Source organism: Acinetobacter sp. ACIN00229, from assembly GCF_016106645.1.
Taxonomy (GTDB): Bacteria; Pseudomonadota; Gammaproteobacteria; order Pseudomonadales; family Moraxellaceae; genus Acinetobacter; species Acinetobacter oleivorans.
Map to the genome: position 1 here is coordinate 34,843 of NZ_JADWOM010000015.1, position 25,261 is coordinate 60,103.

General features: G+C 41.1%; 37 protein-coding genes and 2 pseudogenes. 8 read left to right on the plus strand and 31 right to left on the minus strand.

The annotated features are described in order from the left end of the window. Positions 1–169 precede the first annotated feature (169 nt). The gene (locus I7H67_RS14195; protein ID WP_198308147.1) at positions 170–1,342 is read left to right on the plus strand and encodes an acyl-CoA dehydrogenase family protein; all 1,173 of its coding nucleotides are present in this window, start codon (positions 170–172) and stop codon (positions 1,340–1,342) included. 50 nt (positions 1,343–1,392) lie between these two features. Here the strand turns inward: I7H67_RS14195 and I7H67_RS14200 are convergent, their stop codons facing one another. From I7H67_RS14200 to I7H67_RS14345, 30 genes and pseudogenes are all read right to left on the minus strand, one after another. Next, positions 1,393–2,883 (minus strand): flavin-containing monooxygenase, encoded by a 1,491-nt coding sequence (locus I7H67_RS14200; RefSeq protein ID WP_198308148.1) that lies wholly within the window; start codon positions 2,881–2,883, stop codon positions 1,393–1,395. 181 nt (positions 2,884–3,064) lie between these two features. Continuing rightward, on the minus strand, positions 3,065–3,442 hold the full coding sequence (gene rplQ / locus I7H67_RS14205; RefSeq protein WP_002049717.1) for a 50S ribosomal protein L17: 378 nt from the start codon (positions 3,440–3,442) through the stop codon (positions 3,065–3,067). Between the two features lie 18 nt (positions 3,443–3,460). Then, positions 3,461–4,468: a DNA-directed RNA polymerase subunit alpha gene (locus tag I7H67_RS14210; protein WP_003653641.1), complete on the minus strand. Its 1,008-nt coding sequence runs from the start codon at positions 4,466–4,468 to the stop codon at positions 3,461–3,463. A 17-nt stretch (positions 4,469–4,485) separates the two neighbouring features. Then, positions 4,486–5,112 carry a 30S ribosomal protein S4 gene (rpsD, locus tag I7H67_RS14215; RefSeq protein ID WP_003653643.1) on the minus strand — a complete coding sequence of 209 codons (627 nt, stop codon included), beginning with the start codon at positions 5,110–5,112 and terminating at the stop codon, positions 4,486–4,488. A gap of 12 nt (positions 5,113–5,124) precedes the next feature. Then, positions 5,125–5,511, minus strand: a complete 387-nt coding sequence (rpsK, locus tag I7H67_RS14220) for a 30S ribosomal protein S11 (RefSeq protein ID WP_001040166.1) — start codon at positions 5,509–5,511, stop codon at positions 5,125–5,127. A 19-nt stretch (positions 5,512–5,530) separates the two neighbouring features. Next, positions 5,531–5,887, minus strand: a complete 357-nt coding sequence (gene rpsM / locus I7H67_RS14225) for a 30S ribosomal protein S13 (protein ID WP_004789609.1) — start codon at positions 5,885–5,887, stop codon at positions 5,531–5,533. A gap of 105 nt (positions 5,888–5,992) precedes the next feature. Then, positions 5,993–6,109, minus strand: a complete 117-nt coding sequence (gene rpmJ, locus I7H67_RS14230) for a 50S ribosomal protein L36 (protein WP_000867907.1) — start codon at positions 6,107–6,109, stop codon at positions 5,993–5,995. Positions 6,110–6,129: 20 nt separating this feature from the next. Further along, positions 6,130–7,449 (minus strand): preprotein translocase subunit SecY, encoded by a 1,320-nt coding sequence (gene secY, locus I7H67_RS14235; protein ID WP_171056864.1) that lies wholly within the window; start codon positions 7,447–7,449, stop codon positions 6,130–6,132. 45 nt (positions 7,450–7,494) lie between these two features. Next, entirely contained in the window at positions 7,495–7,935 is a 441-nt protein-coding gene (gene rplO / locus I7H67_RS14240) for a 50S ribosomal protein L15 (RefSeq protein WP_004789613.1), read from the minus strand. A gap of 3 nt (positions 7,936–7,938) precedes the next feature. Then, a complete protein-coding gene (rpmD, locus tag I7H67_RS14245) occupies positions 7,939–8,115 on the minus strand; it encodes a 50S ribosomal protein L30 (protein ID WP_000849088.1) in 177 nt (58 codons plus the stop codon). Positions 8,116–8,121: 6 nt separating this feature from the next. Next, on the minus strand, positions 8,122–8,619 hold the full coding sequence (rpsE, locus tag I7H67_RS14250) for a 30S ribosomal protein S5 (RefSeq protein ID WP_003653653.1): 498 nt from the start codon (positions 8,617–8,619) through the stop codon (positions 8,122–8,124). A 2-nt stretch (positions 8,620–8,621) separates the two neighbouring features. Beyond that, positions 8,622–8,972 (minus strand): 50S ribosomal protein L18, encoded by a 351-nt coding sequence (gene rplR / locus I7H67_RS14255; RefSeq protein ID WP_003653654.1) that lies wholly within the window; start codon positions 8,970–8,972, stop codon positions 8,622–8,624. A 14-nt stretch (positions 8,973–8,986) separates the two neighbouring features. Next, on the minus strand, positions 8,987–9,520 hold the full coding sequence (rplF, locus tag I7H67_RS14260) for a 50S ribosomal protein L6 (protein ID WP_005301272.1): 534 nt from the start codon (positions 9,518–9,520) through the stop codon (positions 8,987–8,989). A 13-nt stretch (positions 9,521–9,533) separates the two neighbouring features. Beyond that, on the minus strand, positions 9,534–9,929 hold the full coding sequence (gene rpsH / locus I7H67_RS14265) for a 30S ribosomal protein S8 (RefSeq protein ID WP_004789617.1): 396 nt from the start codon (positions 9,927–9,929) through the stop codon (positions 9,534–9,536). Positions 9,930–9,940: 11 nt separating this feature from the next. Further along, a complete protein-coding gene (gene rpsN, locus I7H67_RS14270) occupies positions 9,941–10,246 on the minus strand; it encodes a 30S ribosomal protein S14 (protein WP_004789619.1) in 306 nt (101 codons plus the stop codon). 9 nt (positions 10,247–10,255) lie between these two features. Continuing rightward, positions 10,256–10,792: a 50S ribosomal protein L5 gene (gene rplE / locus I7H67_RS14275; protein ID WP_004789621.1), complete on the minus strand. Its 537-nt coding sequence runs from the start codon at positions 10,790–10,792 to the stop codon at positions 10,256–10,258. A gap of 15 nt (positions 10,793–10,807) precedes the next feature. Continuing rightward, positions 10,808–11,125: a 50S ribosomal protein L24 gene (gene rplX, locus I7H67_RS14280; protein WP_002116820.1), complete on the minus strand. Its 318-nt coding sequence runs from the start codon at positions 11,123–11,125 to the stop codon at positions 10,808–10,810. Positions 11,126–11,134: 9 nt separating this feature from the next. Then, positions 11,135–11,503, minus strand: a complete 369-nt coding sequence (gene rplN, locus I7H67_RS14285) for a 50S ribosomal protein L14 (RefSeq protein WP_001982634.1) — start codon at positions 11,501–11,503, stop codon at positions 11,135–11,137. Positions 11,504–11,595: 92 nt separating this feature from the next. After that, positions 11,596–11,853, minus strand: a complete 258-nt coding sequence (rpsQ, locus tag I7H67_RS14290) for a 30S ribosomal protein S17 (protein WP_001291845.1) — start codon at positions 11,851–11,853, stop codon at positions 11,596–11,598. After that, the gene (rpmC, locus tag I7H67_RS14295; RefSeq protein ID WP_000849928.1) at positions 11,850–12,047 is read right to left on the minus strand and encodes a 50S ribosomal protein L29; all 198 of its coding nucleotides are present in this window, start codon (positions 12,045–12,047) and stop codon (positions 11,850–11,852) included. Before rpmC ends, rpsQ begins: the two co-directional genes overlap by 4 nt. After that, positions 12,047–12,460 (minus strand): 50S ribosomal protein L16, encoded by a 414-nt coding sequence (gene rplP, locus I7H67_RS14300; protein ID WP_002049688.1) that lies wholly within the window; start codon positions 12,458–12,460, stop codon positions 12,047–12,049. The genes rpmC and rplP overlap by 1 nt, the downstream gene beginning before the upstream one ends. Continuing rightward, positions 12,400–13,216, minus strand: a pseudogene (gene rpsC / locus I7H67_RS14305) (30S ribosomal protein S3). The gene rplP and the pseudogene rpsC overlap by 61 nt, the downstream one beginning before the upstream one ends. 1 nt (position 13,217) lies before the next feature. Beyond that, on the minus strand, positions 13,218–13,547 hold the full coding sequence (gene rplV / locus I7H67_RS14310; protein ID WP_004639524.1) for a 50S ribosomal protein L22: 330 nt from the start codon (positions 13,545–13,547) through the stop codon (positions 13,218–13,220). A gap of 11 nt (positions 13,548–13,558) precedes the next feature. Beyond that, positions 13,559–13,834 carry a 30S ribosomal protein S19 gene (gene rpsS / locus I7H67_RS14315; RefSeq protein WP_001138119.1) on the minus strand — a complete coding sequence of 92 codons (276 nt, stop codon included), beginning with the start codon at positions 13,832–13,834 and terminating at the stop codon, positions 13,559–13,561. 13 nt (positions 13,835–13,847) lie between these two features. Further along, positions 13,848–14,672, minus strand: a complete 825-nt coding sequence (gene rplB / locus I7H67_RS14320) for a 50S ribosomal protein L2 (protein ID WP_005301260.1) — start codon at positions 14,670–14,672, stop codon at positions 13,848–13,850. A gap of 11 nt (positions 14,673–14,683) precedes the next feature. Then, on the minus strand, positions 14,684–15,004 hold the full coding sequence (gene rplW, locus I7H67_RS14325) for a 50S ribosomal protein L23 (RefSeq protein ID WP_003653662.1): 321 nt from the start codon (positions 15,002–15,004) through the stop codon (positions 14,684–14,686). Continuing rightward, complete coding sequence (gene rplD / locus I7H67_RS14330) at positions 15,001–15,603, minus strand: 50S ribosomal protein L4 (RefSeq protein WP_003653663.1); 603 nt, start codon at positions 15,601–15,603, stop codon at positions 15,001–15,003. The genes rplW and rplD overlap by 4 nt, the downstream gene beginning before the upstream one ends. Positions 15,604–15,614: 11 nt before the next feature. Further along, positions 15,615–16,253, minus strand: a complete 639-nt coding sequence (rplC, locus tag I7H67_RS14335; RefSeq protein WP_004639526.1) for a 50S ribosomal protein L3 — start codon at positions 16,251–16,253, stop codon at positions 15,615–15,617. A 58-nt stretch (positions 16,254–16,311) separates the two neighbouring features. After that, complete coding sequence (gene rpsJ / locus I7H67_RS14340; RefSeq protein ID WP_000070912.1) at positions 16,312–16,623, minus strand: 30S ribosomal protein S10; 312 nt, start codon at positions 16,621–16,623, stop codon at positions 16,312–16,314. 252 nt (positions 16,624–16,875) lie between these two features. Beyond that, on the minus strand, positions 16,876–17,604 hold the full coding sequence (locus tag I7H67_RS14345) for a type 1 glutamine amidotransferase (RefSeq protein WP_198308149.1): 729 nt from the start codon (positions 17,602–17,604) through the stop codon (positions 16,876–16,878). Between the two features lie 168 nt (positions 17,605–17,772). Here I7H67_RS14345 and I7H67_RS14350 point away from each other — a divergent pair, with 168 nt between their 5' ends. The 7 genes and pseudogenes from I7H67_RS14350 (at position 17,773) to I7H67_RS14380 (ending at position 23,936) form a co-directional block, all read left to right on the plus strand. Beyond that, positions 17,773–18,963: a PLP-dependent transferase gene (locus I7H67_RS14350; RefSeq protein ID WP_198308150.1), complete on the plus strand. Its 1,191-nt coding sequence runs from the start codon at positions 17,773–17,775 to the stop codon at positions 18,961–18,963. A gap of 42 nt (positions 18,964–19,005) precedes the next feature. Further along, positions 19,006–20,553 (plus strand): helicase HerA-like domain-containing protein, encoded by a 1,548-nt coding sequence (locus tag I7H67_RS14355; RefSeq protein WP_198308151.1) that lies wholly within the window; start codon positions 19,006–19,008, stop codon positions 20,551–20,553. Between the two features lie 29 nt (positions 20,554–20,582). Further along, positions 20,583–20,695 (plus strand): annotated as a pseudogene (locus I7H67_RS14360) (hypothetical protein); the annotation flags it as partial. A gap of 2 nt (positions 20,696–20,697) precedes the next feature. Further along, positions 20,698–21,462 carry a globin domain-containing protein gene (locus tag I7H67_RS14365; RefSeq protein ID WP_013196777.1) on the plus strand — a complete coding sequence of 255 codons (765 nt, stop codon included), beginning with the start codon at positions 20,698–20,700 and terminating at the stop codon, positions 21,460–21,462. An 85-nt stretch (positions 21,463–21,547) separates the two neighbouring features. Continuing rightward, a complete protein-coding gene (locus I7H67_RS14370; RefSeq protein WP_005301222.1) occupies positions 21,548–21,985 on the plus strand; it encodes an RrF2 family transcriptional regulator in 438 nt (145 codons plus the stop codon). A gap of 100 nt (positions 21,986–22,085) precedes the next feature. Then, positions 22,086–22,862 (plus strand): ribosome biogenesis GTP-binding protein YihA/YsxC, encoded by a 777-nt coding sequence (yihA, locus tag I7H67_RS14375; RefSeq protein WP_004789642.1) that lies wholly within the window; start codon positions 22,086–22,088, stop codon positions 22,860–22,862. Between the two features lie 123 nt (positions 22,863–22,985). After that, positions 22,986–23,936 carry a metal-dependent hydrolase gene (locus I7H67_RS14380; protein ID WP_151988639.1) on the plus strand — a complete coding sequence of 317 codons (951 nt, stop codon included), beginning with the start codon at positions 22,986–22,988 and terminating at the stop codon, positions 23,934–23,936. 48 nt (positions 23,937–23,984) lie between these two features. On the opposite strand, the gene I7H67_RS14385 is transcribed toward I7H67_RS14380, so the two are convergent. Beyond that, positions 23,985–25,250 carry a dicarboxylate/amino acid:cation symporter gene (locus I7H67_RS14385; RefSeq protein WP_005301217.1) on the minus strand — a complete coding sequence of 422 codons (1,266 nt, stop codon included), beginning with the start codon at positions 25,248–25,250 and terminating at the stop codon, positions 23,985–23,987. Positions 25,251–25,261: the final 11 nt, after the last annotated feature.

A 25,261-nucleotide genomic window follows, 5' to 3' on the forward strand; every position in this document is an offset into this window, starting at 1 on the left:
ATAGTGCGCTTAGTTTACCTGATCACATTCCAAAGATCGCTAAAAATATCAAATTGACCAAATTTATCATCTTGTACTCATAATTGAGCATTCATCACATTGTTACATAAGCAAGGCTTCCGTATGTTTAAGTTCATAACATCTCATCTGAACCAAGGAAGAAATACAAATGCAATCTGGTGCTATCCGTCCCATTCCAAATATGTTACCGAGAAAACTATTTAACGAAGAGCATGAGGCCTTCCGCGAAACAGTTCGTAAATTCTATGAAAAAGAAGTTGTTCCCAATATTGAAAAATATGAAAAACAGCAACATGTTGATCGCGATCTTTGGAATAAGGCTGGAGAATTAGGCCTCTTGTGTACCACAATGCCAGAACAATATGGTGGTTCCGGAGTAGACCGCCTGTACAGTATGATCTTAATCGAAGAACAAGCTTATGCTATGGACTCTAGTACGGGCTTCTCTTTGCATTCAGATATTGTTGCCAATTACGTGAATAACTTTGGTAATGAAGAACAAAAACAAAAGTGGCTACCGAAGATGGCAACAGGAGAAGTGGTCACAGCTATTGCCATGACTGAGCCAGGCACTGGTTCTGATTTACAAGCAGTAAGAACCACAGCCGTTCTTGATGGTGATGATTATGTCATTAATGGTTCTAAAATTTTCATTACGAATGGCTACTTATGTGACATGGTCGTAGTGGTTTGTAAAACTGGTAATAATGACAAAGGTTCAGCGAACTTATCACTCATTATTGTTGAAGCAGACCGAGCGGGCTTTAGTAAAGGTAAGCCTCTTAATAAAATTGGGATGAAAGGCCAAGATACGTGCGAATTATTTTTTGATAACGTTCGTGTTCCTAAAGAAAATCTTTTAGGTATGGAAGGCATGGGCTTTATTATGCTCATGAAAGAGTTAGCTTGGGAGCGAATGCTAGTCGCTATTATTTGTCAGGCAGGCGCTGAAGCTGCATTTGCGCATACTGTCCAATATACAAAAGACCGTAAAGCATTTGGCAAACCTGTTAGTGCATTTCAAAATACGCGTTTTAAACTTGCTGAACTTAGAACAGAAATAGATTTCTGCCGTACCTATCTAGATCGTTGTATGGAATTACAACTTGAAGAAAAATTGAGTGTGGAAGCTGCCGCAGCTGCTAAATATAAAATTTCAGACATGTTCTCAAAAATTGTAGATGAGTGTCTTCAATTACATGGTGGTTATGGTTACATGCTTGAATATCCAATTGCACGTGCCTATATAGACCACCGAGCAAATCGAATTTATGCTGGTACCAATGAAATCATGAAAGAGTTAATTTCAAGAACACTTTAATACCTACATAAGAAAGGGGCATTACGCCCCTTTTCTTTATCTAATACCTATTAAGATACTAATTTTGGCTTACGCTCATTAGCTTCTGAACGTTTATGAAAATGTAGAACACCATCTTCAAATTTTGAATTTTTCAGCGACTTTCTATCTTCTAAATAGTTATTAGTCACCTGCCATGGAGCATGCTTACCCTGTTTTGGAAGTTCATGTGCCGCACGGCTAATATAACCTGAAGACAATTTACCCATTACAGTATCTTCTTCCATTTCAGTTTTATCACCAGATGGAATCACTTCATCATAGTGATTTTTATCCATATAATTTAACAAGCGACAAATATATTCCGCAGCGATATCAACTTTAAGGGTCCACGATGCATTTACATAACCAATAATCATAGCCATGTTTGGTACATCACTTAACATCACACCGTTATAAAGCATATGCTCAGATGAATTAATTGCTTTCCCATCAATAGTGGCCTGAACACCACCCATAATCTGAACTTGTAAGCCTGTTGCAGAAACAATAATATCAGCATCAAGGTGTTTACCAGATTTAAGTAGAATACCTTTTTCGGTAAATTTCTCAATCTGATCAGTTTCTACGCTTGCTTTACCTTCACGCAAAATTTTAAACAAATCGCCATCAGGTACCACACACAAACGTTGATCCCAAGGGTTATATGAAGGTGTAAAATGCTTCATATCTACCTTACCCTTCAACTGCACTTCAATTGCTTTTAAGAGTAAACGACGTACAGTCTTTGGATGTTTCTGCGATAATGCATAAATAGCGCGCTGCATACCAATATTACGTGCACGGGTAAATTTATAAGCTGTTTCTTCAGACATAAATTTACGCGTTTTTTCATAAACGAAGTCGATAGACGGTACACTAGCAATATACGTTGGTGAACGCTGCAACATAGTGACATGACCAGCACCACCTTTAGCCATTGCCGGTACTAAAGTAATTGCAGTTGCGCCACTACCAATAATAACGACTTTTTTCCCTGTGTAATCTAAATTCTCAGGCCAATGCTGTGGGTGAATAAGCTGCCCTTTAAAAGCTTCTTGATTTGGGAAAGAAGGAGCATATCCCTGATCATAATTATAATAACCGGTACAACCTACAACAAAATTAGCAATCCAAGTCTGTTGTTTTTTCTTACCATCTTCAATTACAACCTGCCATTTCTTTGATTCAGAATCATAATTAGCAGAAAGTACACGATGACCAAAGTGAATTTTTTCTTTTAATTTATATTCATCAATTACTTCGCCTAAATACCCTTTAATAGAAGCACCATCAGCTAATACATTCGCTTTACACCATGGTTTAAAATTAAAACCAAATGTGGACATATCTGAGTCTGAGCGAATGCCTGGATAACGGAAAAGATCCCATGTTCCACCAAAAGATTCACGACGCTCTAAAATTTCAAATTGGCGTTGTGGAGAATTTTTTGATAAATGGGCAGCAACTCCAATTCCTGAGATACCTGCGCCAATGATTAAAATATCAACTTGCTTTTCCATTTTATTTTTATACCCATTGTTGAGAATATAAGTTTATTAAAGCACAAATTTGACAATACACAATGTCAAGTTTGACCGTTTATCCGTTTTTTTATGTCACTTGGGGACATTTTTATAATTTTATTAATTAACAAAAATAAAAAAGACCGGTATAAAACCGGTCTTTTTTGAATAAAATCAATTATTCAGCTGAAGTATTCACTTCACGATCTACAAGCTCAACGTAAGCCATCGGTGCTGCATCACCAGCACGGAAGCCCGCTTTAAGAACACGTAGATAACCGCCGTTACGTTCTTTGTAACGAGGGCCGAGTACGGTAAATAATTTACCTACAGTTGCAGCATTACGAGTACGAGCAAATGCTAAACGACGATTTGCTACAGTATCGTTTTTTGCTAGAGTGATTAAAGGCTCAGCAACACGACGTAATTCTTTAGCTTTAGGCACAGTTGTTTTGATCAACTCGTGTTCAAATAAAGAATTAGCCAAGTTTTGGAACATCGCTTTACGATGGCTGCTTGTACGGCCTAATTTCACACCACTATTACGATGACGCATGGTGATAGTCCTACTTAATTAACGGCTACGATAGGCAAAACGGTCGTCCATACGAAGACTAGCTGGTGGCCAGTTTTCAAGACGCATACCGAGTTGTAAGCCTTTCGATGCCAAAACATCTTTGATCTCTGTTAACGATTTTTTACCAAGGTTAGGAGTTTTTAACAACTCAACTTCAGTACGTTGAACAAGATCACCAATGTAGTAAATATTTTCTGCTTTCAAACAGTTAGCAGAACGAACAGTAAGCTCTAGATCATCTACTGGGCGAAGCAAGATTGGGTCAACTTCTTCACGAGGCTCTTGAGCAACTGGAGTTTGGTCTTTCTGAAGATCAACAAAAATTGCAATTTGTTGTTGCAAGATTGTTGCCGCTTTGCGGATTGCTTCTTCAGGATCAACCGTTCCATTTGTCTCGAGGTCGATTACCAGTTTATCTAAATCGGTACGTTGTTCTACACGCGCATTTTCAACGGTGTAAGAAACACGCTTAATCGGGCTATAAGAAGCATCTAATTGCAAACGACCAACAGGACGTGTTTCACCTTCAGGGAAACGAGAATCAGATGTTTCATAACCACGACCTTGAGCAACCTTCAAGCGCATTTTTAATGAGCCTGAAGCACTCAAAGTACCTATTAAATGTTCTGGATTAACCACTTCAACATTATGAGGTAAACGAAGGTCAGCAGCAGTAATTTCGCCAGGACCTTGTTTCTCTAATGTTAAATATGCTTCATTTTGATCGAACAGCTTAATAGACAATCCTTTTAGGTTCAGCAAGAGCTCGACGATGTCCTGCTGCAAGCCTTCTAAAGTACTGTACTCGTGCTCGACACCTTCTATCTCAACTTCAACCACAGCAGCGCCAGGTAAAGAAGACAATAGAATGCGACGTAAAGCATTACCTAGAGTGTGGCCAAAACCACGCTCTAAAGGTTCTAGAATCACTTTTGCCGAGGTCCCGCTAACCGCTTCGACCTTGATCGCTTGCGGAGTTAGAAACTCGTTTGCAGTACGCGTCATTATTGCTACCTCAAGGATTATTTAGAATACAATTCTACAATCAAGCTTTCATTGATTTCAGCAGGTAAATCAGCACGATCTGGTGCAGCTTTAAACGTACCTTCAAGCTTAGAATGATCAACATCCATCCAAGCTGGAATACCACGTTGTGCAGCTAACTCAATCGCGTTTTTAATACGCAATTGTTGTTTAGCACCTTCGTGAACCGCAATTACATCACCAGCTTTAACTTGAATAGATGCGATGTTTACACGACGACCATTCAAAGTAATGCTACGGTGACTTACTAACTGACGAGCTTCTGCACGTGTAGAACCAAAACCCATGCGATAAACAACGTTATCAAGACGGCTTTCAAGCAATTTCAACAAGTTCTCACCTGTTGCGCCTTTAACACGAGCTGCTTCTTTATAGTAGTTACTAAATTGACGTTCTAACACACCGTAAATACGACGGACTTTTTGTTTTTCACGTAATTGTAGTGAATACTCAGATTGCTTACCACCGCGTGCCTGACCATGTTGACCAGGTGCTTTGTTAGCTTTTTTAGTTTTGACGTCAAATGGTTTAACGCCAGATTTAAGTTGCAGGTCTGTCCCTTCGCGGCGAGAGAGTTTGCATTTTGGACCAATATAACGAGCCATGAATGTTTCTCCTTACACGCGACGTTTTTTAGGTGGACGGCAACCGTTGTGAGGAATTGGCGTCACATCGGTAATGCTGTTAATTTTATAACCCACTGCGCCTAATGCACGAACCGCAGACTCACGACCTGGACCAGGACCTTTTACAAGGACATCCAGATTTTTCAAACCGTAATCTAAAGCTGCTTTACCAGCAACTTCAGCAGCTACCTGAGCAGCAAACGGAGTTGATTTACGTGAACCACGGAAGCCTTGTCCACCAGAGGTGGCCCAAGCCAATGCATTACCTTGACGATCAGTAATCGTAACAATGGTGTTATTAAAAGACGCGTGAATGTGTGCAACACCTTCAGAGACGGTACGAGTGACCTTCTTGCGTGTGCGAGTATCTTTAGCCATCTTTTAGCTTCCAGAAATCTTACTTTTTAATCGGTTTGCGCGGACCTTTACGGGTACGTGCGTTAGTTTTGGTGCGTTGACCACGGACAGGCAAGCTGCGACGATGGCGAAGGCCGCGATAGCAACCCAAATCCATTAAACGTTTAATGTTCATGGAAATTTCGCGACGTAAGTCACCTTCGGTAGGAACCTTAGCAACTTCTGCACGAATCGCATCAAGCTGAGCATCGTCCAACTCACGGATCTTAGTAGTTTCAGTAATACCAACTGTAGCTAAGATATTCTTAGCAGTATGGCGACCGACACCAAAGATGTAAGTGAGGGAGATAACAGCATGCTTGTTATCCGGAATGTTTACACCGGCAATACGAGCCATTCACTTTCTCCAAAAAGGCAGTAGAGATAATCAACCGCCCCACAAAATCTTGAGGGGCGGATATTAACCCAATTCGCCTACTGAAATCAACAGGTCTTGATTAGATTAACCTTGACGCTGCTTATGACGAGGTTCTGCGCTACAAATTACGCGAATAACCCCATTACGACGGATAACTTTACAGCTACCACAAATTTTCTTTACAGAAGCTTGTACTTTCATGATGAAACCTCTAAGTGCGCTTATCCCTTAGGATGAGCAGTCGTTTTTCTCATTAATGTTTGATTATCATATTGATGAGATGTTAAGTGCGCTTGTAGCTGAGCCATGAAGTCCATAACAACGACAACTACGATTAGTAATGATGTACCACCCAAAGAGAATGGGATTCCAAAAGAACTCTGTAGAATCATTGGCATTAAACAAATGACCGTAATATAAATCGCACCAATAAACGTCAAACGATTAAGAATATGATCTAAGTAACGAGCAGTTTGCTCACCTGGGCGAATACCAGGCACATAAGCTCCGCTGCGTTTTAGATTTTCTGATACTTCCTTAGGGCTAAATACTAAAGCCGTATAAAAGTAACAGAAAAAGATAATTAACGCACCAAAGAGCACCAAATACAAAGGCTGTCCAGGCGACAATACTAAAGCTAAATCTTGTAAGCTACGTTTAATTAATCCAGCATTTGCATCTGCACTTCCTACCCATTGACCAAGACTCGCTGGGAACAATAGTAAAGAACTTGCAAAAATCGCAGGAATCACACCAGCCATATTAATTTTTAATGGCAAATGTGTCTGCTGTGCTGTAAATATACGACGACCTTGTTGCTTTTGTGCATAATTTACTGGAATACGACGTTGTGCTTTTTCAATAAACACAATGGCAGCCAGCACACCTACAGACAAAAGACCAAAGATCACAAGACCAATTAAGCTTGTCTGACCATTATCTACTGATGAAACTGATTGCATAATTAATTTAGGCAAACCAGAAACAATACCAGCAAAAATAATCATTGAGATACCGTTACCAATACCTCTTTCAGTGATTTGTTCACCTAGCCACATTAAGAACATAGTTCCAGCGACAAGTGAAGTAACCGCTGGTATATAAAACTCAAGACCAACTGACAGAGTAATACCCTGACCAATCAAACCTGCGCACATACCAACTGCCTGAACCACTGCAAGCAACAACGTACCCTGACGCGTATATTGATTAATTTTACGCTTACCTTGCTCACCTTCCTTTTTCAAGGCTTCTAGTGAAGGAATTACAGTAGACATTAACTGCACAATAATTGATGCAGAAATGTAAGGCATAATTCCTAAAGCAAGAATAGACATTCGCTCTAAAGCACCGCCAGAAAACATATTGAATAGCCCAAGAATAGTTCCTTGGTTCGCATGAAATAAATTTTCTAACGCAGCATTATTAATGCCTGGTACTGGAATATGCGCTCCTAGTCGAAAGACCAGCAATGCACCGATTAGAAAACTCATCCGGCGAATAATTTCACGATATTTCACGTGAAATGGCTGACCTTTCATCATGTTGACATGACCTGAAGAACTAGGAGACATAGACACTCGAGATTACTCCTCGACTTTGCCGCCAGCTGCTTCAATTGCAGCTTTAGCGCCTTTAGTCAATGCAACACCTTGAACAGTGAATGCACGAGTGATTTCACCAGAAAGTACGATACGAGCACGAACTTGGTCACGACGAACAACATTCGCAGCTTTCAAAGTTTCTAGGCTAACGATGTCGCCTTCAACTTTGCTTAACTCAGATAAACGTACTTCAGCAGTTTTTAAAGCGATTTGGCTAGTGAAACCGAATTTAGGTAAACGACGATAAATCGCTGTTTGACCGCCTTCAAAGCCTGGACGAACGCCACCACTTTTACGTGATTTTTGACCTTTGACACCACGGCCACCAGTCTTACCAACGCCAGAACCGATACCACGGCCTAAACGACGGTTTTCACGTTTTGCACCTTCCGCAGGCGCAAGCTCATTTAAACGCAGAGTCATGGCTTATTCCTCTACACTAACCATATAGTAGACTTTGTTGATCATACCGCGGTTAGAAGGCGTATCTTGCACTTCTACAGTATGACCAATACGACGCAGACCTAAACCTTGTAAGCAAAGCTTGTGATTTTTCAAGCGATGTGAAGAAGATTTAGTCTGGGTAACTTTAATCGTTTTCATGATTGATTACCCTTGAATTTCTGCTACTGATTTACCACGTTTCGCAGCGACTTTCTCAGGAGAAGTCATATCACGCAAACCTTTGAAAGTTGCGTTTACTACGTTTGCAGCATTAGTAGAACCATAACATTTAGCAAGTACGTTATGCACGCCCGCAGCTTCTAGAACGGCACGCATTGCGCCACCAGCGATTACGCCAGTACCTTCAGAAGCAGGTTGCATGTATACGCGGCTTGCGCCATGACGAGCATTCACAGGGTGTTGTAAAGTAGTACCTGCAAGGTCTACAGTAATCATGTTGCGACGTGCAGCTTCAAGTGCTTTAGAAATAGCAGCTGGAACTTCACGTGCTTTACCACGACCAAAACCAACACGACCATTACCATCACCCACAACAGTTAATGCTGTGAAAGAGAAGATACGACCGCCCTTAACAACTTTGGCTACACGATCAACGGCAACCAGCTTTTCAACAAGACCTTCGTTTTGTTCAACTTTAGCCATGATTAGAACTCCAAGCCGTTTTCACGAGCAGCATCAGCCAAGGCTTTGATACGACCATGATATTTAAAACCAGAACGGTCAAATGCAACTTTAGTTACACCAGCTGCTTTCGCGCGTTCTGCGATTAAAGCACCTACTTTAGTAGCCGCGTCTACATTACCTGTAGTACCGCTACGTAAAGATGCATCCAAAGTTGAAGCTTGCGCTAAAACTTTGCCACCATCTGCTGAAATAACTTGAGCATAGATGTGACGCGGAGTGCGGTTTACACACAAACGAGTCGCACCCAATGCACGGATGTGCAAGCGTGTGCTTTTCGCACGACGCAAACGGGTTTGTTTCTTTTCGTTCATAAGAACCTCGCGCCTTATTTCTTCTTAGCTTCTTTACGAAGAATGACTTCATCCGAATAGCGAACACCTTTACCTTTATATGGTTCAGGAGCACGATACGCACGGATTTCTGCCGCTACTTGACCTAACAACTGCTTGTTTGCTGATTTCAAAATGATTTCAGTTGCAGTTGGAGTTTCCGCTGTTACACTTTCAGGTAAAGCGTAGTCAATTGGGTGTGAGTAACCAAGGTTAAGGTTTACAACAGTACCCTTAACCGCAGCTTTATAACCAACACCAACTAGCTGCAACTTACGTTCGAAGCCTTCACTAACCCCTTTTACAAGGTTATTCAATACAGCGCGAGCAGTACCAGCTTGCATCCAAGCATCTTTCGATTCTTTAACTGGAGCAAGTTGAAGTTTACCTTCTTCCTGTTTTAGCTCGACCAGCGCATGCAGGTTGAAAGACAACGTACCTTTGCTGCCTTTCACTTCGACCTGCCGGCCGTTCTGAGTAACTGTTACACCATTCGGTACAGTTACTGGGGCTTTAGCCACACGAGACATGAGGAATCACCTATTAAGAAACAAAAGCAATAACTTCACCACCAACGCCCGCAGCACGTGCAGCGCGATCAGTCATGATGCCTTTGCTTGTAGAAACAATTGCAATACCTAAACCTTGCTTAACGCTTGGAAGTTTATCTTTACCACGGTATTGGCGAAGACCTGGACGGCTTACGCGCTTAACCATTTCGATAACTGGTTTGCCTTCGAAATATTTTAAAGTAATTGTCAAAGTAGATTTTGTCTCTTCTTGAGCAACTTCTACGTTTGAAACATAACCTTCTTGTTGAAGTACGTTTGCAATTGCAACTTTCAACTTAGAAGAAGGCATAGAAACAGTTTGTTTCTTAGCCATTTGTGCGTTACGAACACGTGTTAGCATGTCGGCAACGGTATCTTGCATACTCATTTAGTCGCTCCTTACCAGCTTGCCTTAACAACGCCTGGTACATCACCCTGCATTACTGTGTCACGTAATTTGTTACGGCTTAAACCGAACTTACGGAAGTAACCATGAGGACGACCAGTTAAACCACAACGGTTACGAAGACGTACCGGAGATGCATTACGTGGCAACGCTTGTAACTTTAACATCGCTTCGAAACGTTCTTCTTCACTTGCATTTACGTTTGCAATCGTAGCTTTTAATTCAGCACGTTTTGCAGCGTATTTAGCAACTGTTTTTTCGCGTTTCAATTCGCGATTAACCATACCTTTCTTAGCCATATCGACCTCTTATTTGAACGGGAAGCCGAATGCACGCATAAGCGCACGGCCTTCGTCATCGGTGCGAGCAGTCGTAGTAATAGTAATATCCATACCACGAATACGATCAATCTTATCGAAATCGATTTCAGGGAAAACGATTTGCTCTTTCAAACCCATTGAGTAGTTACCACGACCATCAAATGATTTCGAAGAGAAACCACGGAAGTCACGGATACGAGGGATTGCGATTGAGATCAAACGGTCCAAGAATTCGTACATTTGGTCGCCACGTAAAGTAACTTTACAACCAATCGGCCAACCGTCACGGATTTTAAAACCAGCGATAGATTTGCGAGCAAGTGTAATTACTGGTTTTTGACCAGCAATTAATTGCATGTCGACTACAGCGCCATCTAATAATTTCTTATCAGTTGCAGCTGCGCCTACACCCATGTTTAGGGTAATTTTTGTGATGCGTGGAATTTCCATCACGTTCTTAATGCTAAGTTCTTCTTTTAACTTTGCTTTAAGTTCATCATTGTAACGTGCTTTAAGTCTGGCCATTGCCTTTTCAACCTATTACTTCGCTACCGCCACTGATTCACCATTTGATTTATAAACGCGAGTTTTCACGCCATCAATCACTTGGTAACCAACACGGTCAGCCTTCTGGGTTGTAGCATTTAAAATTGCCACGTTTGAAATATGAAGCGAAGCTTCTTGAGTAACGATACCGCCTTCAGCGCCAGTTACACGATTCGGCTTTTGATGCTTCTTCACTAAGTTAAGGCCTTCAACCTTAACGCGGTCTTCAGAAACAGACAATACAGTACCCTGTTTGCCTTTTTCTTTACCTGCGATCACGATAACTTGATCGCCTTTTTTAATCTTAGCCATGATTGCCTCTTATAGAACTTCAGGAGCCAATGAAATGATTTTCATGAACTGTTCAGTACGAAGTTCACGAGTCACTGGTCCGAAGATACGAGTAGCAATCGGAGCTTTGTTGTTGTTCAGAATAACTGCAGCATTATCATCAAAACGGATCACAGAACCATCTGGACGACGAATGCCGAATTTAGTACGAACTACAACCGCATTCATCACGTCACCTTTTTTAACACGTGCGCGTGGGATTGCTTCTTTTACAGTAACTTTAATAATGTCGCCAACAGAAGCATAACGACGATGTGAACCACCAAGTACTTTAATACATTGTACGCGGCGAGCACCACTGTTGTCTGCTACGTCGAGCATAGTTTCGGTTTGAATCATTGCCCTACTCCAAAACCGAGCATCACCGGTCACAATTTCGAAAGGCTCAAAGAGTACTCGAAATTGACCGATGATGCAACAAGAACGTCGAATTACTCAGCAGCTGCTTCAACTACTTCCACTAAAGTCCAAGCTTTAGTTTTAGAAATTGGGCGGCTTTCTTTGATTGTCACAACATCACCAATTTTAGCAACATTGTTCTCATCATGAGCGTGTAACTTAGTTGAACGGCGAATTGACTTGCCATACAACGGGTGTTGAACGCGGCGTTCAATAAGAACAACAATAGATTTATCCATTTTGTCACTTACGACTTTGCCGGTTAACGTGCGGACTGTTTTTTCACTCATTGTCCGTTCCCCTGTTTTTCGGTAAGGAGTGTCTTAATACGAGCAATTGTCTTACGAGCAACTTGCACTTCGTGCGATTTACCCAACTGACCAGTTGCTTTCGCCATACGAAGACGGAATTGGTTAAGCTGTTGCTCATCAAGCAAAGCTTTCAACTCTTCTACCGACTTTTCACGTAAATCTTTAGTTTTCATTACATTACCGTCCGAGTCACGATAGTGGTTTTAAACGGAAGTTTAGCAGCAGCTAAAGCAAATGCTTCACGCGCTAATTCTTCGTTCACACCTTCAATTTCGTACAGGATCTTACCTGGTTGGATCTGGCAAACCCAGTATTCCACGCTACCCTTACCTTTACCCATACGCACTTCAAGAGGCTTTTGAGTAATTGGTTTATCCGGGAATACGCGAATAAAGATTTTACCACCACGCTTAATACGGCGGCTAATAGTACGACGTGCAGCTTCAATCTGACGCGCAGTCATACGACCACGTTCAGTTGCTTTGATTGCAATCGAACCAAATGATACTGTACTACCACGATGCGCTAGACCAGTATTACGGCCTTTGTGCACCTTACGGAATTTGGTACGTTTAGGTTGCAACATGGATTATTCTCCCTTGTCAGCAGCACGGTCACCGCGACGACCACGACGCTCTTGACCTTCACCACGACCACGACCACGTTTAGCTGGACGATCTTCAGCAGGAGCAGGGTTCATGACTTGTTTCATGCCACCTAAAATCTCGCCACGGAAAATCCAAACTTTAACACCAATCGTACCGTAAGTTGTTTCTGCACGCATAGTTGCATAGTCAATGTCTGCACGTAATGTATGCAAAGGTACACGACCTTCACGATACCATTCAGTACGAGCAATCTCTGCACCACCTAAACGGCCAGACACTTCAACTTTGATACCTTTAGCACCAGCACGCATAGTGTTTTGAACCGCACGCTTCATAGCACGACGGAACATTACACGCTTTTCCAATTGAGAAGCAATTGCTTCAGCAACTAAACGCGCATCTAAGTCTGGGCGATCAATTTCATTGATACTTACTTGCGCAGGAACACCCATAATGCTGGTAAGTTCGCGCTGTAATTTCTCAATATCTTCGCCTTTTTTACCGATTACGATACCAGGACGAGCTGTGCTAATTGTTACTTTAGCAGCGCCTGATGGACGTTCGATAAGAATGTTGCTGATCATCGCATTCTTAAGTTTTTTAGTTAAAAACTCACGAACTTGAAGATCTTTAAGCAAGTATTCAGCGTATTGTTTCGGACTCGCATACCAGTTAGCGTTATGACGTTTCACAACACCTAGGCGGATACCGATTGGATGAACCTTCTGACCCATATCAAACCCCTACCTTAACGGTGATGTGACAAGTACGCTTCGTAATACGATCTGCACGGCCTTTAGCACGTGGCATAATACGTTTAAGGCTAACACCTTCATCAACGTAAATCGTAGAAACTTTAAGATCGTCAACATCTAAACTGTTATTGTGTTCAGCGTTTGCAATCGCAGATTCCAATGCTTTTTTTACTAAAACAGCAGCTTTTTTATTGCTGAAGTTTAAGATATTTAAAGCATGCGCAACAGATTTGCCGCGAATAAGATCTGCAACCAAACGTGCCTTTTGTGCCGAGATAGCGGCACCGCGTAATTTAGCAGTTACTTCCATCATGACACCTATTAACGTTTAGACTTCTTGTCAACACCGTGACCACGATAGGTACGAGTTGGCGCGAATTCACCGAGTTTATGACCAACCATATGCTCAGTAACAATTACTGGAACGTGATTACGACCATTATGAACAGAAATTGTTAGACCAACAAAATCTGGAAGGATCATCGAACGACGAGACCAAGTTTTAATCGGCTTGCGAGAGTTACTAGCAACAGCCGCTTCAACCTTAGCGAACAAGTGCGCATCGACGAATGGGCCTTTTTTCAGAGAACGAGGCATTAGTCAGATTCCTTTACTTGACGCGACGGTCGCGAATAATCATCTTAGTCGTACGCTTATTGGTACGTGTCTTGTACCCTTTAGCTTTTTGACCCCATGGGCTTACAGGTTGAATACCTTTGTTACGCCCTTCACCACCACCGTGCGGGTGATCAACTGGGTTCATCGCCATACCACGTACGGTAGGACGAACACCACGCCAGCGCGAAGCACCAGCTTTACCCAATGAACGAAGGTTGTTTTCTTGGTTAGAAACTTCACCAATTACAGCGCGGCATTCAACATGAATTTTACGCATTTCGCCTGAACGAAGACGAACAATCGCGTAAGAACCATCACGACCCAACAACTGAACAGAAGCACCAGCAGAACGCGCTAATTGCGCACCCTTACCAATTTTAAGTTCAACGTTATGAAGTGTAGAACCGATAGGCATGTTACGAAGTGGCAAGCAGTTACCTGGACGAATTGGAGCATCGTTACCAGATTGTACTTTATCGCCAGCACGTAAGCCTTTAGGAGCAATGATATAACGACGCTCACCATCAGCATATTTCAACAAAGCAATATGTGCTGTACGGTTAGGATCGTATTCAATACGCTCTACAACAGCTGGGATGCTGTCTTTATTACGCTTAAAGTCAACGATACGATAGTGTTGCTTATGACCACCACCAACGTGACGAGTTGTAATGTGACCGTTATTATTACGACCACCAGTACGTTTTTTTGCTTCAACCAACGGTGAGTAAGGCGCGCCTTTGTGAAGGTGGTCATGAACCACTTTCTCTACAAAGCGACGTCCTGGAGACGTTGGCTTACATTTTTGAATCGGCATAATTTTCGTCCTTATTCCGCTGCGCTTTCAGCGGTATCGCCCAAGTCAGCCATTTCAACATCTTGGCCAGCTTTCAGGGTGACGTATGCTTTTTTAACATCAGAACGACGTCCTAATGTTTTACCAAAGCGCTTAGTTTTACCTTTAGTAATAGTAGTGTTAACTTTAACAACTTCTACACCAAAAAGTTTTTCAACTGCTTTTTTAACTTCAAGTTTAGTAGCATTAATATCTACTTTAAATACTTGAACGCCAACAGTATCACCTAAAACTTGTGCCTTTTCTGAGAAGACTGGTCCTTTAAGGACTTGATAGATACGTTCGTTGTTCATCCGAGTTCTACCTCAATTTTCTTAGCAGCAGCTACAGACATCACAACTTTATCAAACGCGATCAAGCTTACAGGATCGATTGCAGTAGCATCTACCACATCTACATGCGGAAGGTTGCGTGCTGCAAGATATAAGTTCTCATCTACAGCTTCAGTAACGATCAATGCACGAGCGGCATTTAAATCGCCAAGCTTTGCAAGCAATTCTTTAGTTTTTGGAGCTGCAATAGCAAACTCTTCAACTAGTACAAGACGATCTTGGCGAACAAGTTCAGCTAAGATACATTGCATTGCACCGCGATACATTTTACGGTTTACTTTTTGAGACCAATCTTGTGGACGAGCAGCAAAAGTTTTACCACCACCAACCCAGATTGGGCTACGAGTAGAACCCGCACGAGCACGACCAGTACCTTTTTGACGGAATGGTTTTTTACCACCGCCAGAAACGTCTGCACGTGACTTCTGAGCACGAGTACCTTGACGACCACCTGCTAAGTAAGCAGTAACAACTTGGTGTACAAGAGCTTCGTTAAATTCACGTCCGAAAGCAACTTCAGACAATTCAACAGCAGAGCCGGAAACAGTTTTCAAATTCACGGTATTTCCCCTCAGGCCTTGATGGTAGGACGTACAATCACGTCACCGCCAGTTGAACCAGGAATTGCACCTTTAACAACTAAAACAGAACGTTCAGCGTCAATAGATACGATTTCAAGACCTTGTACTGTTACGCGTTCATCACCTAAGTGACCAGCCATTTTTTTGCCTTTGAACACGCGACCAGGAGTTTGGTTTTGACCTGTAGAACCTAATACACGGTGAGAAACTGAGTTACCGTGAGTAGCGTCTTGGGTACGGAAGTTCCAACGTTTAACACCACCTTGGAAACCTTTACCTTTTGATTGACCAGTTACGTCAACTACTTGACCAACTGTGAACAAATCAACACCAATAGTACCGCCAACTTCACGACCTTCAAGCTCAGCTTCAGTAACACGGAACTCTTTAACTAAACGACCAGCAGCAACACCAGCTTTCGCGAAGTGACCTTTCTGAGCGTTAGTTACGCGAGATTCGCGACGTTCACCAGTAGTTACTTGAACAGCTTGATAACCATCAGTTTCAAGTGTTTTGATTTGCGTAATGCGGTTTGGATCGACTTCGATGACTGTAACAGGTACAGAAACACCTGCATCTGTAAAGATGCGAGTCATACCACATTTGCGACCGACTAAACCAATAGCCATGTGCATAAACCTCTAAAAAAGCGGCCTAATTAACTTAAAAGTTAATCAACCGAAAGCCTTAACCCAAAGCGATCTGAACATCAACACCAGCCGCAAGATCTAATTTCATCAATGCATCAACAGTTTTATCTGTAGGTTGAACGATGTCGATCAAACGTTTGTAGGTGCGGATTTCGTACTGGTCACGCGCATCTTTGTTAACGTGCGGTGAAGTAAGAACGTTGAAGCGTTCGATGCGAGTAGGCATCGGAATTGGACCACAAACTTGTGCGCCAGTACGCTTAGCGGTTTCTACGATCTCTTGAGCAGATTGATCAATCAGACGATGATCAAAAGACTTCAAACGGATACGAATTCTCTGGTTAGACATACCAGTAAACTCCAAGCCAAACATATAAAGAATCACCTTTGACGCATCTCACCCATTGGTAAGTGTCAAAGGCAGTGAAAATCACTAAGGTCATGATCGATGCCACGACTGTAATGCACATTTACCACTTTCTTCGCAGTAAATGCCCCTCCTATTGAGGGTCGCTCATTATAACGATTGTTTAAGTCTTATGCAATTCTCTTTTTCTATTTTCTCCACAAAACCTGCTTTAATCGAGTATTGGGAACTAAACTAAGCACTTATTACAAATTCAATTGCTTTATTTAGAAGTTGATTACCTTGTTCAAATTTTTGTGCTTCGGAAGAATATAGTTCACGCGTAGGTTGAACATATTCTCCATCAAAAATAGAAAGCTCTTCTTCATCTTCAAGTAAAAGCGCTAGAGCTGCTGGTGTCATCTCTGGATGGAACTGAAAACCCAGTACATTTTTCCCAATCTGATACATCTGATTGCGACAGGCCTGATTTTCAGCCAAATGTATAGCACCTTTAGGTATTTCAAATGTCTCGCTATGCCACTGCATCACCTTTATTTTCTCTGGTAATGGGAAGCTTTCTTGAGGTAGATTCGCAACTCTCTGAACTGTTGACCATCCAAGTTCCTGATAGCGATTACGGCTTACCGCAGCCCCTAACGCATTAGCAATTAACTGCCCCCCTAAACAAAGACCAATAGCTGGCTTTCCCGCTGCCAAATAACGGCGCAACCATCTTTTTTCTATCTTTAGCCATGGGAAGTTTGCCTCATCATTTACACTCATGGTGCCACCCATGACCAATAGTAAATCAACCTCATCAATTCGAGGCAAAGCTTCTATTTCAAGTGACCGATCAACCGGAAGTGCAAAAAACTCTGTAGAGCTAATTGTCGCGTGGTGGGCTTTTAAAAATGAATAACAACTTCCAAATCCCTCACCCGCGATATGTTGAAAATAGTGAACACGTAAATGCGACTTCATGCGCTTAAACCTATTGTTGTTAGAATGTTGTAGTGGTCTTTGCAAAAATAAAGCCAAGTTTTTATTTTATGGGCCTACTGTAACGAAACGTCTTATAAAACTTCGTAAATCTAGCGAAGAATCTAAATTTCTCTTAATCTAACTTTATTATTGAAAATGCAAAGCACTATGAAAAAGCATAACGACTTCCAGACTCGCCTCATTCATGCACAAAGAAAGGCTCCGCAATTTATTGAAACAGTGCAACCACCCTTATTTCGTGCATCTACTATTATTTTTAAATCAACTTCGCACCTTTTTGATCGTCATTGGACGGATGACTACGACTATAGCTATGGGACACACGGCACTCCTACTACCTTCACCTTAGGCGACAATATTGCGCAAATTGAAGGTGGATTGCATTGTTTGCTTGCACCAAGTGGTTTATCAGCAATTAATGTTGTGAACTCAGCATTTTTAAGTACTAATGATGAAGTATGGGTACCAGATAACATTTATGGACCAAACCTTGAGCATTTAAATCATCTGCAAAATCAATATGGCGTTATTGTCAAAGTGTACAACCCTATTGACGCCTCAAGCTTTCAACCAACCGAAAGAAGCAAACTGTTGTGGTTAGAGGCAGCAGGCTCAGTTACTCTAGAATTTCCTGATCTTAAGAATCTAGTCAAAAAAGCTAAAAAGCACGGTGTATTAACTGCTCTAGATAACACTTGGGGAGCTGGGCTTGCGTTTAATGCTTTTAATTTTTCTGATGAACATCTATCAGTCGATTTAACCGTGCATGCACTCACCAAATATCCGAGTGGTGGTGGTGACATCTTAATGGGTAGCATTGTAACTCGTGATGAGAAACTTCATCACCGCCTGTTCCGTACACATGCCATTTTAGGTATTGCAGTTTCAGGAGATGATGCAGCTCAAGTCCAACGCAGTCTTGCTCATATGTCTTTACGTTATGAACAACAATCAGCCAATGCTCAAACTTTACTTAAATGGCTAAAAAACCAATCTCAATTTGCACAAGTTCTACATCCAAGTGATGAGGCCGCCCCAGGCCATCAATATTGGCAAGAAATCTGCATAGATAATCAAAGTGCTGGTCTAGTCAGTGTTATTTTCAAACCTGAATATGACATTACAGCAGTACGTCGTTTTTGCGATGCCTTAGCGTTATTTAAGCTTGGTTTTAGCTGGGGAGGACCCGTTAGTCTGATTATGCTTTATGATTTAAAAATGATGAGAAAACTTGAGAATACACATTTACAACAAGGATTATTGGTTCGCTTCTGTATAGGACTAGAAGATCCACAAGATTTAATACAAGATATCGAAAATGCACTGAAACAACTGTAAAACGACAAGATCATAGTGACTCGAACCACAGGATAAAAATATATGGGTACACCGATTGTTATTGCTAAAAATATTAATGACACATCCAAAGAAATTGTTTTACTTTCCCAGTTTGCTAACCGCCATGGACTTATTGCGGGCGCCACGGGTACAGGTAAAACAGTTACGTTAAAAGTTCTAGCAGAGAGTTTTTCTCGAATTGGTGTACCGGTATTTCTTGCCGATGCTAAAGGTGATGTTTCGAGTCTCGCCAAAGCGGGAGAAGCTTCAGATAAATTTAATGAGCGACTAAAGCTTTTGCAGATTGATAGCGTTCCTTTCGCAGCTAATCCAGTTGTTTTTTGGGATTTATTTGGCCAACAAGGCCACCCTATTCGTACTACCATTTCTGAAATTGGGCCAATTTTATTGGCTCGTATGCTCAATTTAAATGATACTCAAGAGGGTGTGCTATCTGCTGTATTCCGTATTGCAGATGACCAAGGTCTACTATTAGTAGATTTTAAAGATTTAAAAGCCATGATCACTTTTGTGAGTGAACATGCAGCCGAGTTTAAAGCAGAATATGGCAATTTATCTCCAGCAAGCCTAGGCGCTATTCAGCGTAATTTACTCGCCCTTGCCGACCAAGGTGGAGAGCAATTTTTTGGTGAACCTGCTTTAAATATTTTAGATTTTATTCAAACCGATGCAAATGGTCATGGCTACATTAATATTCTTGCGGCTGACAAGCTCATGAATACACCTAAGCTATATGCCACTTTCCTTTTATGGATGCTTTCAGAACTATTTGAACAGCTTCCAGAAGTCGGTGATATGGATAAACCTAAACTCGTGTTTTTCTTTGATGAAGCTCACTTATTATTTGACAATGCCAGCCAAGCACTCCAAGACAAAATTGAACAAGTTGTACGTTTAATTCGTTCTAAAGGAGTCGGTATCTATTTCATTACCCAAAATCCACTCGATTTACCTGAAAGTGTTCTAGGTCAACTTGGTAATCGCGTTCAACATGCCCTACGCGCATTTACCCCTAAAGATCAGAAAGCGGTAAAAACCGCAGCAGATACTTTCCGAGCCAATCCAAACTTTAAAGTTGATGAAGCGATCACTGAACTTGGTGTTGGTGAGGCACTCATTAGCTGCCTAGATGAGCAAGGTACTCCACAAATTGTTGAGCGTGGTTGGGTCATGCCTCCTTACTCTGCATTTACACCAATCACTCCAGAAGAGCGTCAAGCTTTAATCTCACAAAGTATTATTGCTGGAGTTTATGAGCAGGTTGTAGATCGTGATAGCGCCTATGAAATGCTACAAAATAAAGTGGCTGAACGCGAACAGCAGCAACAAAATGCCGAGCTTGCAAAACAACAAGCGAAAGAGCAAGAAACCCTAGCAAAAAAGCAGGCGAAAGAGCAGGAAAGATTGGCACGTGATCAATTAAAAGAGGAAGAACGAGCAGCGCGTGAAAGAGCCAAATTCACCCAAGATATTGTTGGAACTTTTGCAAAAAGTGCTGCGCGCAGTTTAGGAGGAAGTACAGGTCAAAAACTTGTTCGAGGCCTACTTGGTTCTTTATTTGGTAAATAAAAACATTTAATAACATAATGTTAATTTAAGGGGATTTTATATCCCCTAATTTTTTTATGGTTTTTCTCGAAAAGCTATTGCCATTACTTTTTTAAAGATGTATTTTAAATACATCTTATATAGCCAGATAAATAAGGTCTAGCCATGACTCCACAACAAATTGAACTTGTTAAATCTACTGTACCGGTTTTACGTGAACACGGTGTTACGCTGACTACATACTTTTATAAGCGTATGCTTAATAACAATCCCGAATTAAAAAATGTTTTTAACTTAGATGACCAAACTAGCTTACGTCAGCCACGTGCGCTTGCAGCTGCCGTTCTTGCTTATGCAGAAAATATTGAGAACCCTACTGTTCTAGCTAAAGCTGTTGAACGTATCACCACTAAACATGTAAGTTTAGACATCCAACCTGATCAATATGCAATTGTTGGTGACAACCTACTTCATTCAATTAGTGAAGTACTTAACGTGCCATTTGAATCAGAACTTATCGAAGCGTGGAAGCAAGCTTATCTACAATTGGCAGATATCTTGATTGGCGTTGAAAAACAAAAATATGAACAACTTGAGAGCTTAAAAGGTGGATGGGCTGGCTGGCGTCCATTTGAAATTACACAAATTGATCCTCTTGAATCTGGCAAACGTTTCACTTTAAAAGCAACTGATCATGAGGACGTACTAACTAGTCCTGCAAATGCTTTTATTTCGGTTAAGGTACAAGTTCCAGAGCAACAACTTGAACAACCCAAAGCTTTTAAATTTACAGAAGCTCAAGAAAATAACTCATATCACTTTGACGTTCAGCCTGAAGAAAACCATACTGAATTTTCAGTTTCGAACATCTTGCTTGAGCATTATAGAGTGGGCGATCAAGTACAGGTTTCAGCTCCTTTAACGCTGTAATGTAAAAACCTCTTGCCTGAAAGTTTTCTTATTTAAACTTTCAGGCTAAGATGATCATCCTTTTTCTCTTCCATTTTTGGTGATCATGCAGCTTAATAAATTTACCGATTATGCATTACGAATATTAATGTATGTTGCACGCCCAAGTGATGCACCCTACACGATTGCAGAAATCGCGAAAGATTTGCATGTTTCACAAAACCATCTGGTTAAAGTTGTTCACTTTATGGGCAAACAAGAATGGATTATTACCATTCGTGGAAAAGGCGGTGGAATTCGCTTAAACCCAGATGCACTTAACTCCAATTTGGGTTCAATTGTTCGAATATTACAAGGCGACAATCAAATCGTTGAATGCAATACACCACCATGTGTATTACGCAGTCACTGTGGTTTAAAAGGTATTTTAGATCAAGCTCTAGAGAGCTTTTATCAAAGCCTAGACCAATACACCCTCGGAGAAGTTTTGCAGCAATCAAAATCTGCTCCTGCTAATTCCCCTATTGCGTTTTTAGAAATCTAGCTTTTATTGATTTTCATAAGTTGATTTATTGAAAATTAGCAAGAATACCCAAGCTCCTTTATACTAGGCGCGAGCCCTCTCATTTAAAAAGTTATTTTTTATGCGTCGTAGTGAAAAATCGAAAGACACCAAAGCCAGACTCGCACCCAAGCAAAAGATCAGCTATGAAAAAGCACCAGATCCGGCGATCACAGCCTATGCTGTGCAATCTCTAAACTGGTTACGCCAAGCTGAGTTTCTAATGAGTGCACCTAAATTGGCACTTTGTGTTGAAGATAGTGGCTACGAAATTGCTTTTGCAGGACGCTCAAATGCGGGTAAGTCTAGTGCTATTAATGCATTAACTAATCAGAAACAACTTGCCCGTGCTTCTAAAAAGCCTGGTCGTACCCAGATGATTAACTTCTTTAGTCTAGGTAATCCTGATCAGCGTTTAGTCGATCTTCCAGGTTACGGTTATGCAGCTGTACCTGAAGATATGAAAAAAGTATGGCAAAAGGAATTAGAAAACTATCTAATTCACCGTAAAAGCTTACAAGGCTTAGTCTTACTTATGGATATTCGCCACCCTCTACAACATTTTGACATGATGATGTTAGAGTGGGCTTATTCGCGTCATCTATTCGTTCATATTCTCTTAACGAAAGCAGATAAACTTAATCGTGGTCCTGCAAATAAAGTATTGCTTGAAGTTAAACAACAACTTAAAAAAATGAAGCTTGATTTTTCCATTCAGCTTTTCTCTTCCCTTAACAAATTAGGTTTGGAAGAGCTTGCAAGTGTCATGGGTGGACGTCTGCATTTTACGCTAGATCAACAGCCAGAATTTGATGTCGATTCAATCCCTGAAGCGACAGATGAAGATGCTGAAAGCTAAATTGTCATAACAGATACAATTTTTTCATTAAATTTATACTCAATTGTCCCCTATTGCTAAACACAAATGTAGGGGCTTTTTTTATACTCGTTATAACTTCATCGAGTTAAAAATCAGGACTAAATGATGAAATTGTTATCTTTTTTGAAGAACAAGGCTTTAGGTTCTTCTATTGATTATAAAATTCTTCCACGTAAAGTGAAATTTGACTGGAAAGATACCCCTGTCGACTGGATTCCTAATCAGCCTTTCGCAAGTTATTTTATTAATGAGATTAATAACATCTTGCCTGCTGGAGAGTTCTGGTTTTGCCGTTTGTATAACAAGGTTTTACCGCAAATCACAGATGAAAAACTCAAGCAGGATGTACAAGCATTTATACGTCAGGAAGCTATGCATGCCAATGCACATACTTCTGCAAATAAAGAATATTTAAGTGCGCGCAATATTGATATCCAGAGAAATCTGGACATTATGAATTATCTATTTACCAAAGCCTTAGCAGATAAGCCTTTCGATAAAGAAGTCCCTCAAGCTCTACAAGAGCAATGGGACCTTTTCCGTTTAGGCGTTATTGCCACTGTTGAACATATGACCTGTGTATTAGGCAAATATGCTCTCTATAACAAACGCTGGGAAGAATTAGGCGCTGACCCTGAAATGGTCGATCTGGTTAAATGGCATGGTTCAGAAGAAATTGAACACCGTACCGTAGCCTTTGATTTGTACCGCCATTTGGGTGGTGGATATATTCCACGCTACTATTTAAGCCTCGCAGTGATTGTACTGGTACTGGGTTTATGGGTAGACGGTGCTGCACACATCATGAAACAAGATCCACGCTTTGCTGATGCAGCCAAGTCAAGATTTTTCCCAGTATGGGTTGCTATAGAATGGCTTAAGATTAGTCGCAAAGATAACCAAGTATTACCAAATCCATTTTGGCTTATTGCTCAACAAATTGATTACCTCATGCCTTGGTATGATCCAGTAAAAGAAGGTAGCACTGAAGATGCGGTTAGTTATTTATCGCAATCTCCAGCAGCAAAAAGAGCAGAACTTCAAGCTGCTTAAAAATAAAAAAAAGCAGGATTTTAAATCCTGCTTTTTTATTTCGAGATATTAGACACTGATATCTTTATCTTTGGTATAACGATCTACAACCACACTAATCATCATATCGCCTTGTACATTTACCACCGTTCTCACCGTATCTAGTAAACGGTCAATTGGCAGTAAAATGGCAATTGCTTCAGCTGGTAAACCTACCGATTGTAAAACCATAATCATCGTCACCATGCCAGCACTTGGGATTCCAGGTGCACCAAGTGATGCGATCATTGCTGTTAAACAGACGATAATTTGCTGTGTCAGGTTTAAATCTAGACCCACCAAATTTGCTACAAACAGTGCAGCTGCCGCCTCATATAGAGCAGTACCATCCATATTAAGCTGAGTACCAAGTGGGATAACAAATCCCGCTGTTTGAGGGCGTACCCCTAAGTTTTCTTGTGCACACTTCATGCTAAGTGGCATCGTGGCAGAACTAGAACTGGTTGCAAATGCTGTAATTAATGCTGTACGTGTTCCTTTGAAAAAAGTCCAAGGGCTCATGCGACCAAAAATCCAAAGCAGTAGTGGTAAAACAACAGCACCATGGAAAATGGTTGTGCCTGTTACAACAACTGCAAACTCAGCCAAACGACTTAATACTGAAATGTCTTCGGTTGCCATTAACTTTGCTAATAAAGCAAAAATACCCAAAGGCGCTAATTTCATGACCCAGCCAACGAGCAGCATCATCATTTCAAAGAACTGGTGGCTCAATACACGAATACTTTTGAAACGTTCCCCACCCTGCACCAAAGCGACACCGACAAATAAAGCAAAGACCACAACGGCTAAAACGTTGCCGTCACTAAATGCTTTAAATGGATTGATTAAAGTATTTTGAATAAAATTAGTGAAAAAACTTGCCGGGTTTAAACTATCCGGTGCTTGATAATTTTGCATAGATGTCTGAAAAATAGAAATATCTATGCCACGTCCAACCTCAAATAAATGAGCACAACTAATACCTAAAATTAAGGCTAAAGTTGTTGTAGTTAAACAGCATAAAAATGTGATTTTCCAGACTGGCCCTAACTGTCCGCCCGCTTGTAGGTTTGATACCCCCACAACAATCGAACTGAAAATTAAGGGCACCAAAAGCATTTTAAGAAGCCCGATAAAAACACTACTTAATATTCCAAGCCCATATAAACTATGTTTTACAAAAGCTGTGTCTGGATACATGGTGAGTAGGAAACCAAAGGCTAAACCTAAAATGGCGGCAATCAGAATTTGTGTATTTAAGTTCATATCAGCATTATTTTTTTCAGTTGGCATACCTTTTTACA

Bases quoted from the DNA above. Each gene is read 5' to 3' on its own strand.
- I7H67_RS14200 (WP_198308148.1), bottom strand. From the start codon at position 2,883: ATGGAAAAGCAAGTTGATATTTTAATCATTGGCGCAGGTATCTCAGGA.
- I7H67_RS14380 (WP_151988639.1), top strand. From the start codon at position 22,986: ATGATGAAATTGTTATCTTTTTTGAAGAACAAGGCTTTAGGTTCTTCT.
- rplR (WP_003653654.1), bottom strand. From the start codon at position 8,972: ATGAACGAAAAGAAACAAACCCGTTTGCGTCGTGCGAAAAGCACACGC.
- I7H67_RS14370 (WP_005301222.1), top strand. From the start codon at position 21,548: ATGCAGCTTAATAAATTTACCGATTATGCATTACGAATATTAATGTAT.
- rpmD (WP_000849088.1), bottom strand. From the start codon at position 8,115: ATGAAAACGATTAAAGTTACCCAGACTAAATCTTCTTCACATCGCTTG.
- rplQ (WP_002049717.1), bottom strand. From the start codon at position 3,442: ATGCGTCATCGTAATAGTGGTGTGAAATTAGGCCGTACAAGCAGCCAT.
- rplF (WP_005301272.1), bottom strand. From the start codon at position 9,520: ATGTCTCGTGTGGCTAAAGCCCCAGTAACTGTACCGAATGGTGTAACA.
- I7H67_RS14385 (WP_005301217.1), bottom strand. From the start codon at position 25,250: ATGCCAACTGAAAAAAATAATGCTGATATGAACTTAAATACACAAATT.
- rpmJ (WP_000867907.1), bottom strand. From the start codon at position 6,109: ATGAAAGTACAAGCTTCTGTAAAGAAAATTTGTGGTAGCTGTAAAGTT.
- rplB (WP_005301260.1), bottom strand. From the start codon at position 14,672: ATGCCGATTCAAAAATGTAAGCCAACGTCTCCAGGACGTCGCTTTGTA.
- rplP (WP_002049688.1), bottom strand. From the start codon at position 12,460: ATGTTGCAACCTAAACGTACCAAATTCCGTAAGGTGCACAAAGGCCGT.
- rpsN (WP_004789619.1), bottom strand. From the start codon at position 10,246: ATGGCTAAGAAAGGTATGGTTAATCGCGAATTGAAACGCGAAAAAACA.
- I7H67_RS14195 (WP_198308147.1), top strand. From the start codon at position 170: ATGCAATCTGGTGCTATCCGTCCCATTCCAAATATGTTACCGAGAAAA.
- I7H67_RS14365 (WP_013196777.1), top strand. From the start codon at position 20,698: ATGACTCCACAACAAATTGAACTTGTTAAATCTACTGTACCGGTTTTA.
- rplW (WP_003653662.1), bottom strand. From the start codon at position 15,004: ATGAACAACGAACGTATCTATCAAGTCCTTAAAGGACCAGTCTTCTCA.
- rpsK (WP_001040166.1), bottom strand. From the start codon at position 5,511: ATGGCTAAAGATACTCGCACACGCAAGAAGGTCACTCGTACCGTCTCT.
- rpmC (WP_000849928.1), bottom strand. From the start codon at position 12,047: ATGAAAACTAAAGATTTACGTGAAAAGTCGGTAGAAGAGTTGAAAGCT.
- I7H67_RS14355 (WP_198308151.1), top strand. From the start codon at position 19,006: ATGGGTACACCGATTGTTATTGCTAAAAATATTAATGACACATCCAAA.
- rplC (WP_004639526.1), bottom strand. From the start codon at position 16,253: ATGGCTATTGGTTTAGTCGGTCGCAAATGTGGTATGACTCGCATCTTT.
- I7H67_RS14210 (WP_003653641.1), bottom strand. From the start codon at position 4,468: ATGACGCGTACTGCAAACGAGTTTCTAACTCCGCAAGCGATCAAGGTC.
- yihA (WP_004789642.1), top strand. From the start codon at position 22,086: ATGCGTCGTAGTGAAAAATCGAAAGACACCAAAGCCAGACTCGCACCC.
- secY (WP_171056864.1), bottom strand. From the start codon at position 7,449: ATGAAAGGTCAGCCATTTCACGTGAAATATCGTGAAATTATTCGCCGG.
- rplO (WP_004789613.1), bottom strand. From the start codon at position 7,935: ATGACTCTGCGTTTAAATGAGCTTGCGCCTGCGGAAGGTGCAAAACGT.
- rpsQ (WP_001291845.1), bottom strand. From the start codon at position 11,853: ATGAGTGAAAAAACAGTCCGCACGTTAACCGGCAAAGTCGTAAGTGAC.
- rpsH (WP_004789617.1), bottom strand. From the start codon at position 9,929: ATGAGTATGCAAGATACCGTTGCCGACATGCTAACACGTGTTCGTAAC.
- I7H67_RS14345 (WP_198308149.1), bottom strand. From the start codon at position 17,604: ATGAAGTCGCATTTACGTGTTCACTATTTTCAACATATCGCGGGTGAG.
- rpsS (WP_001138119.1), bottom strand. From the start codon at position 13,834: ATGCCTCGTTCTCTGAAAAAAGGCCCATTCGTCGATGCGCACTTGTTC.
- rplV (WP_004639524.1), bottom strand. From the start codon at position 13,547: ATGGAAGTAACTGCTAAATTACGCGGTGCCGCTATCTCGGCACAAAAG.
- rplE (WP_004789621.1), bottom strand. From the start codon at position 10,792: ATGGCCAGACTTAAAGCACGTTACAATGATGAACTTAAAGCAAAGTTA.
- rpsE (WP_003653653.1), bottom strand. From the start codon at position 8,619: ATGGCTAAAGTTGAACAAAACGAAGGTCTTGTTGAAAAGCTGGTTGCC.
- rpsM (WP_004789609.1), bottom strand. From the start codon at position 5,887: ATGGCTCGTATTGCCGGTGTAAACATTCCGGATAACAAGCATGCTGTT.
- I7H67_RS14350 (WP_198308150.1), top strand. From the start codon at position 17,773: ATGAAAAAGCATAACGACTTCCAGACTCGCCTCATTCATGCACAAAGA.
- rpsD (WP_003653643.1), bottom strand. From the start codon at position 5,112: ATGGCTCGTTATATTGGTCCAAAATGCAAACTCTCTCGCCGCGAAGGG.
- rplN (WP_001982634.1), bottom strand. From the start codon at position 11,503: ATGATTCAAACCGAAACTATGCTCGACGTAGCAGACAACAGTGGTGCT.
- rplX (WP_002116820.1), bottom strand. From the start codon at position 11,125: ATGGCTAAGATTAAAAAAGGCGATCAAGTTATCGTGATCGCAGGTAAA.
- rpsJ (WP_000070912.1), bottom strand. From the start codon at position 16,623: ATGTCTAACCAGAGAATTCGTATCCGTTTGAAGTCTTTTGATCATCGT.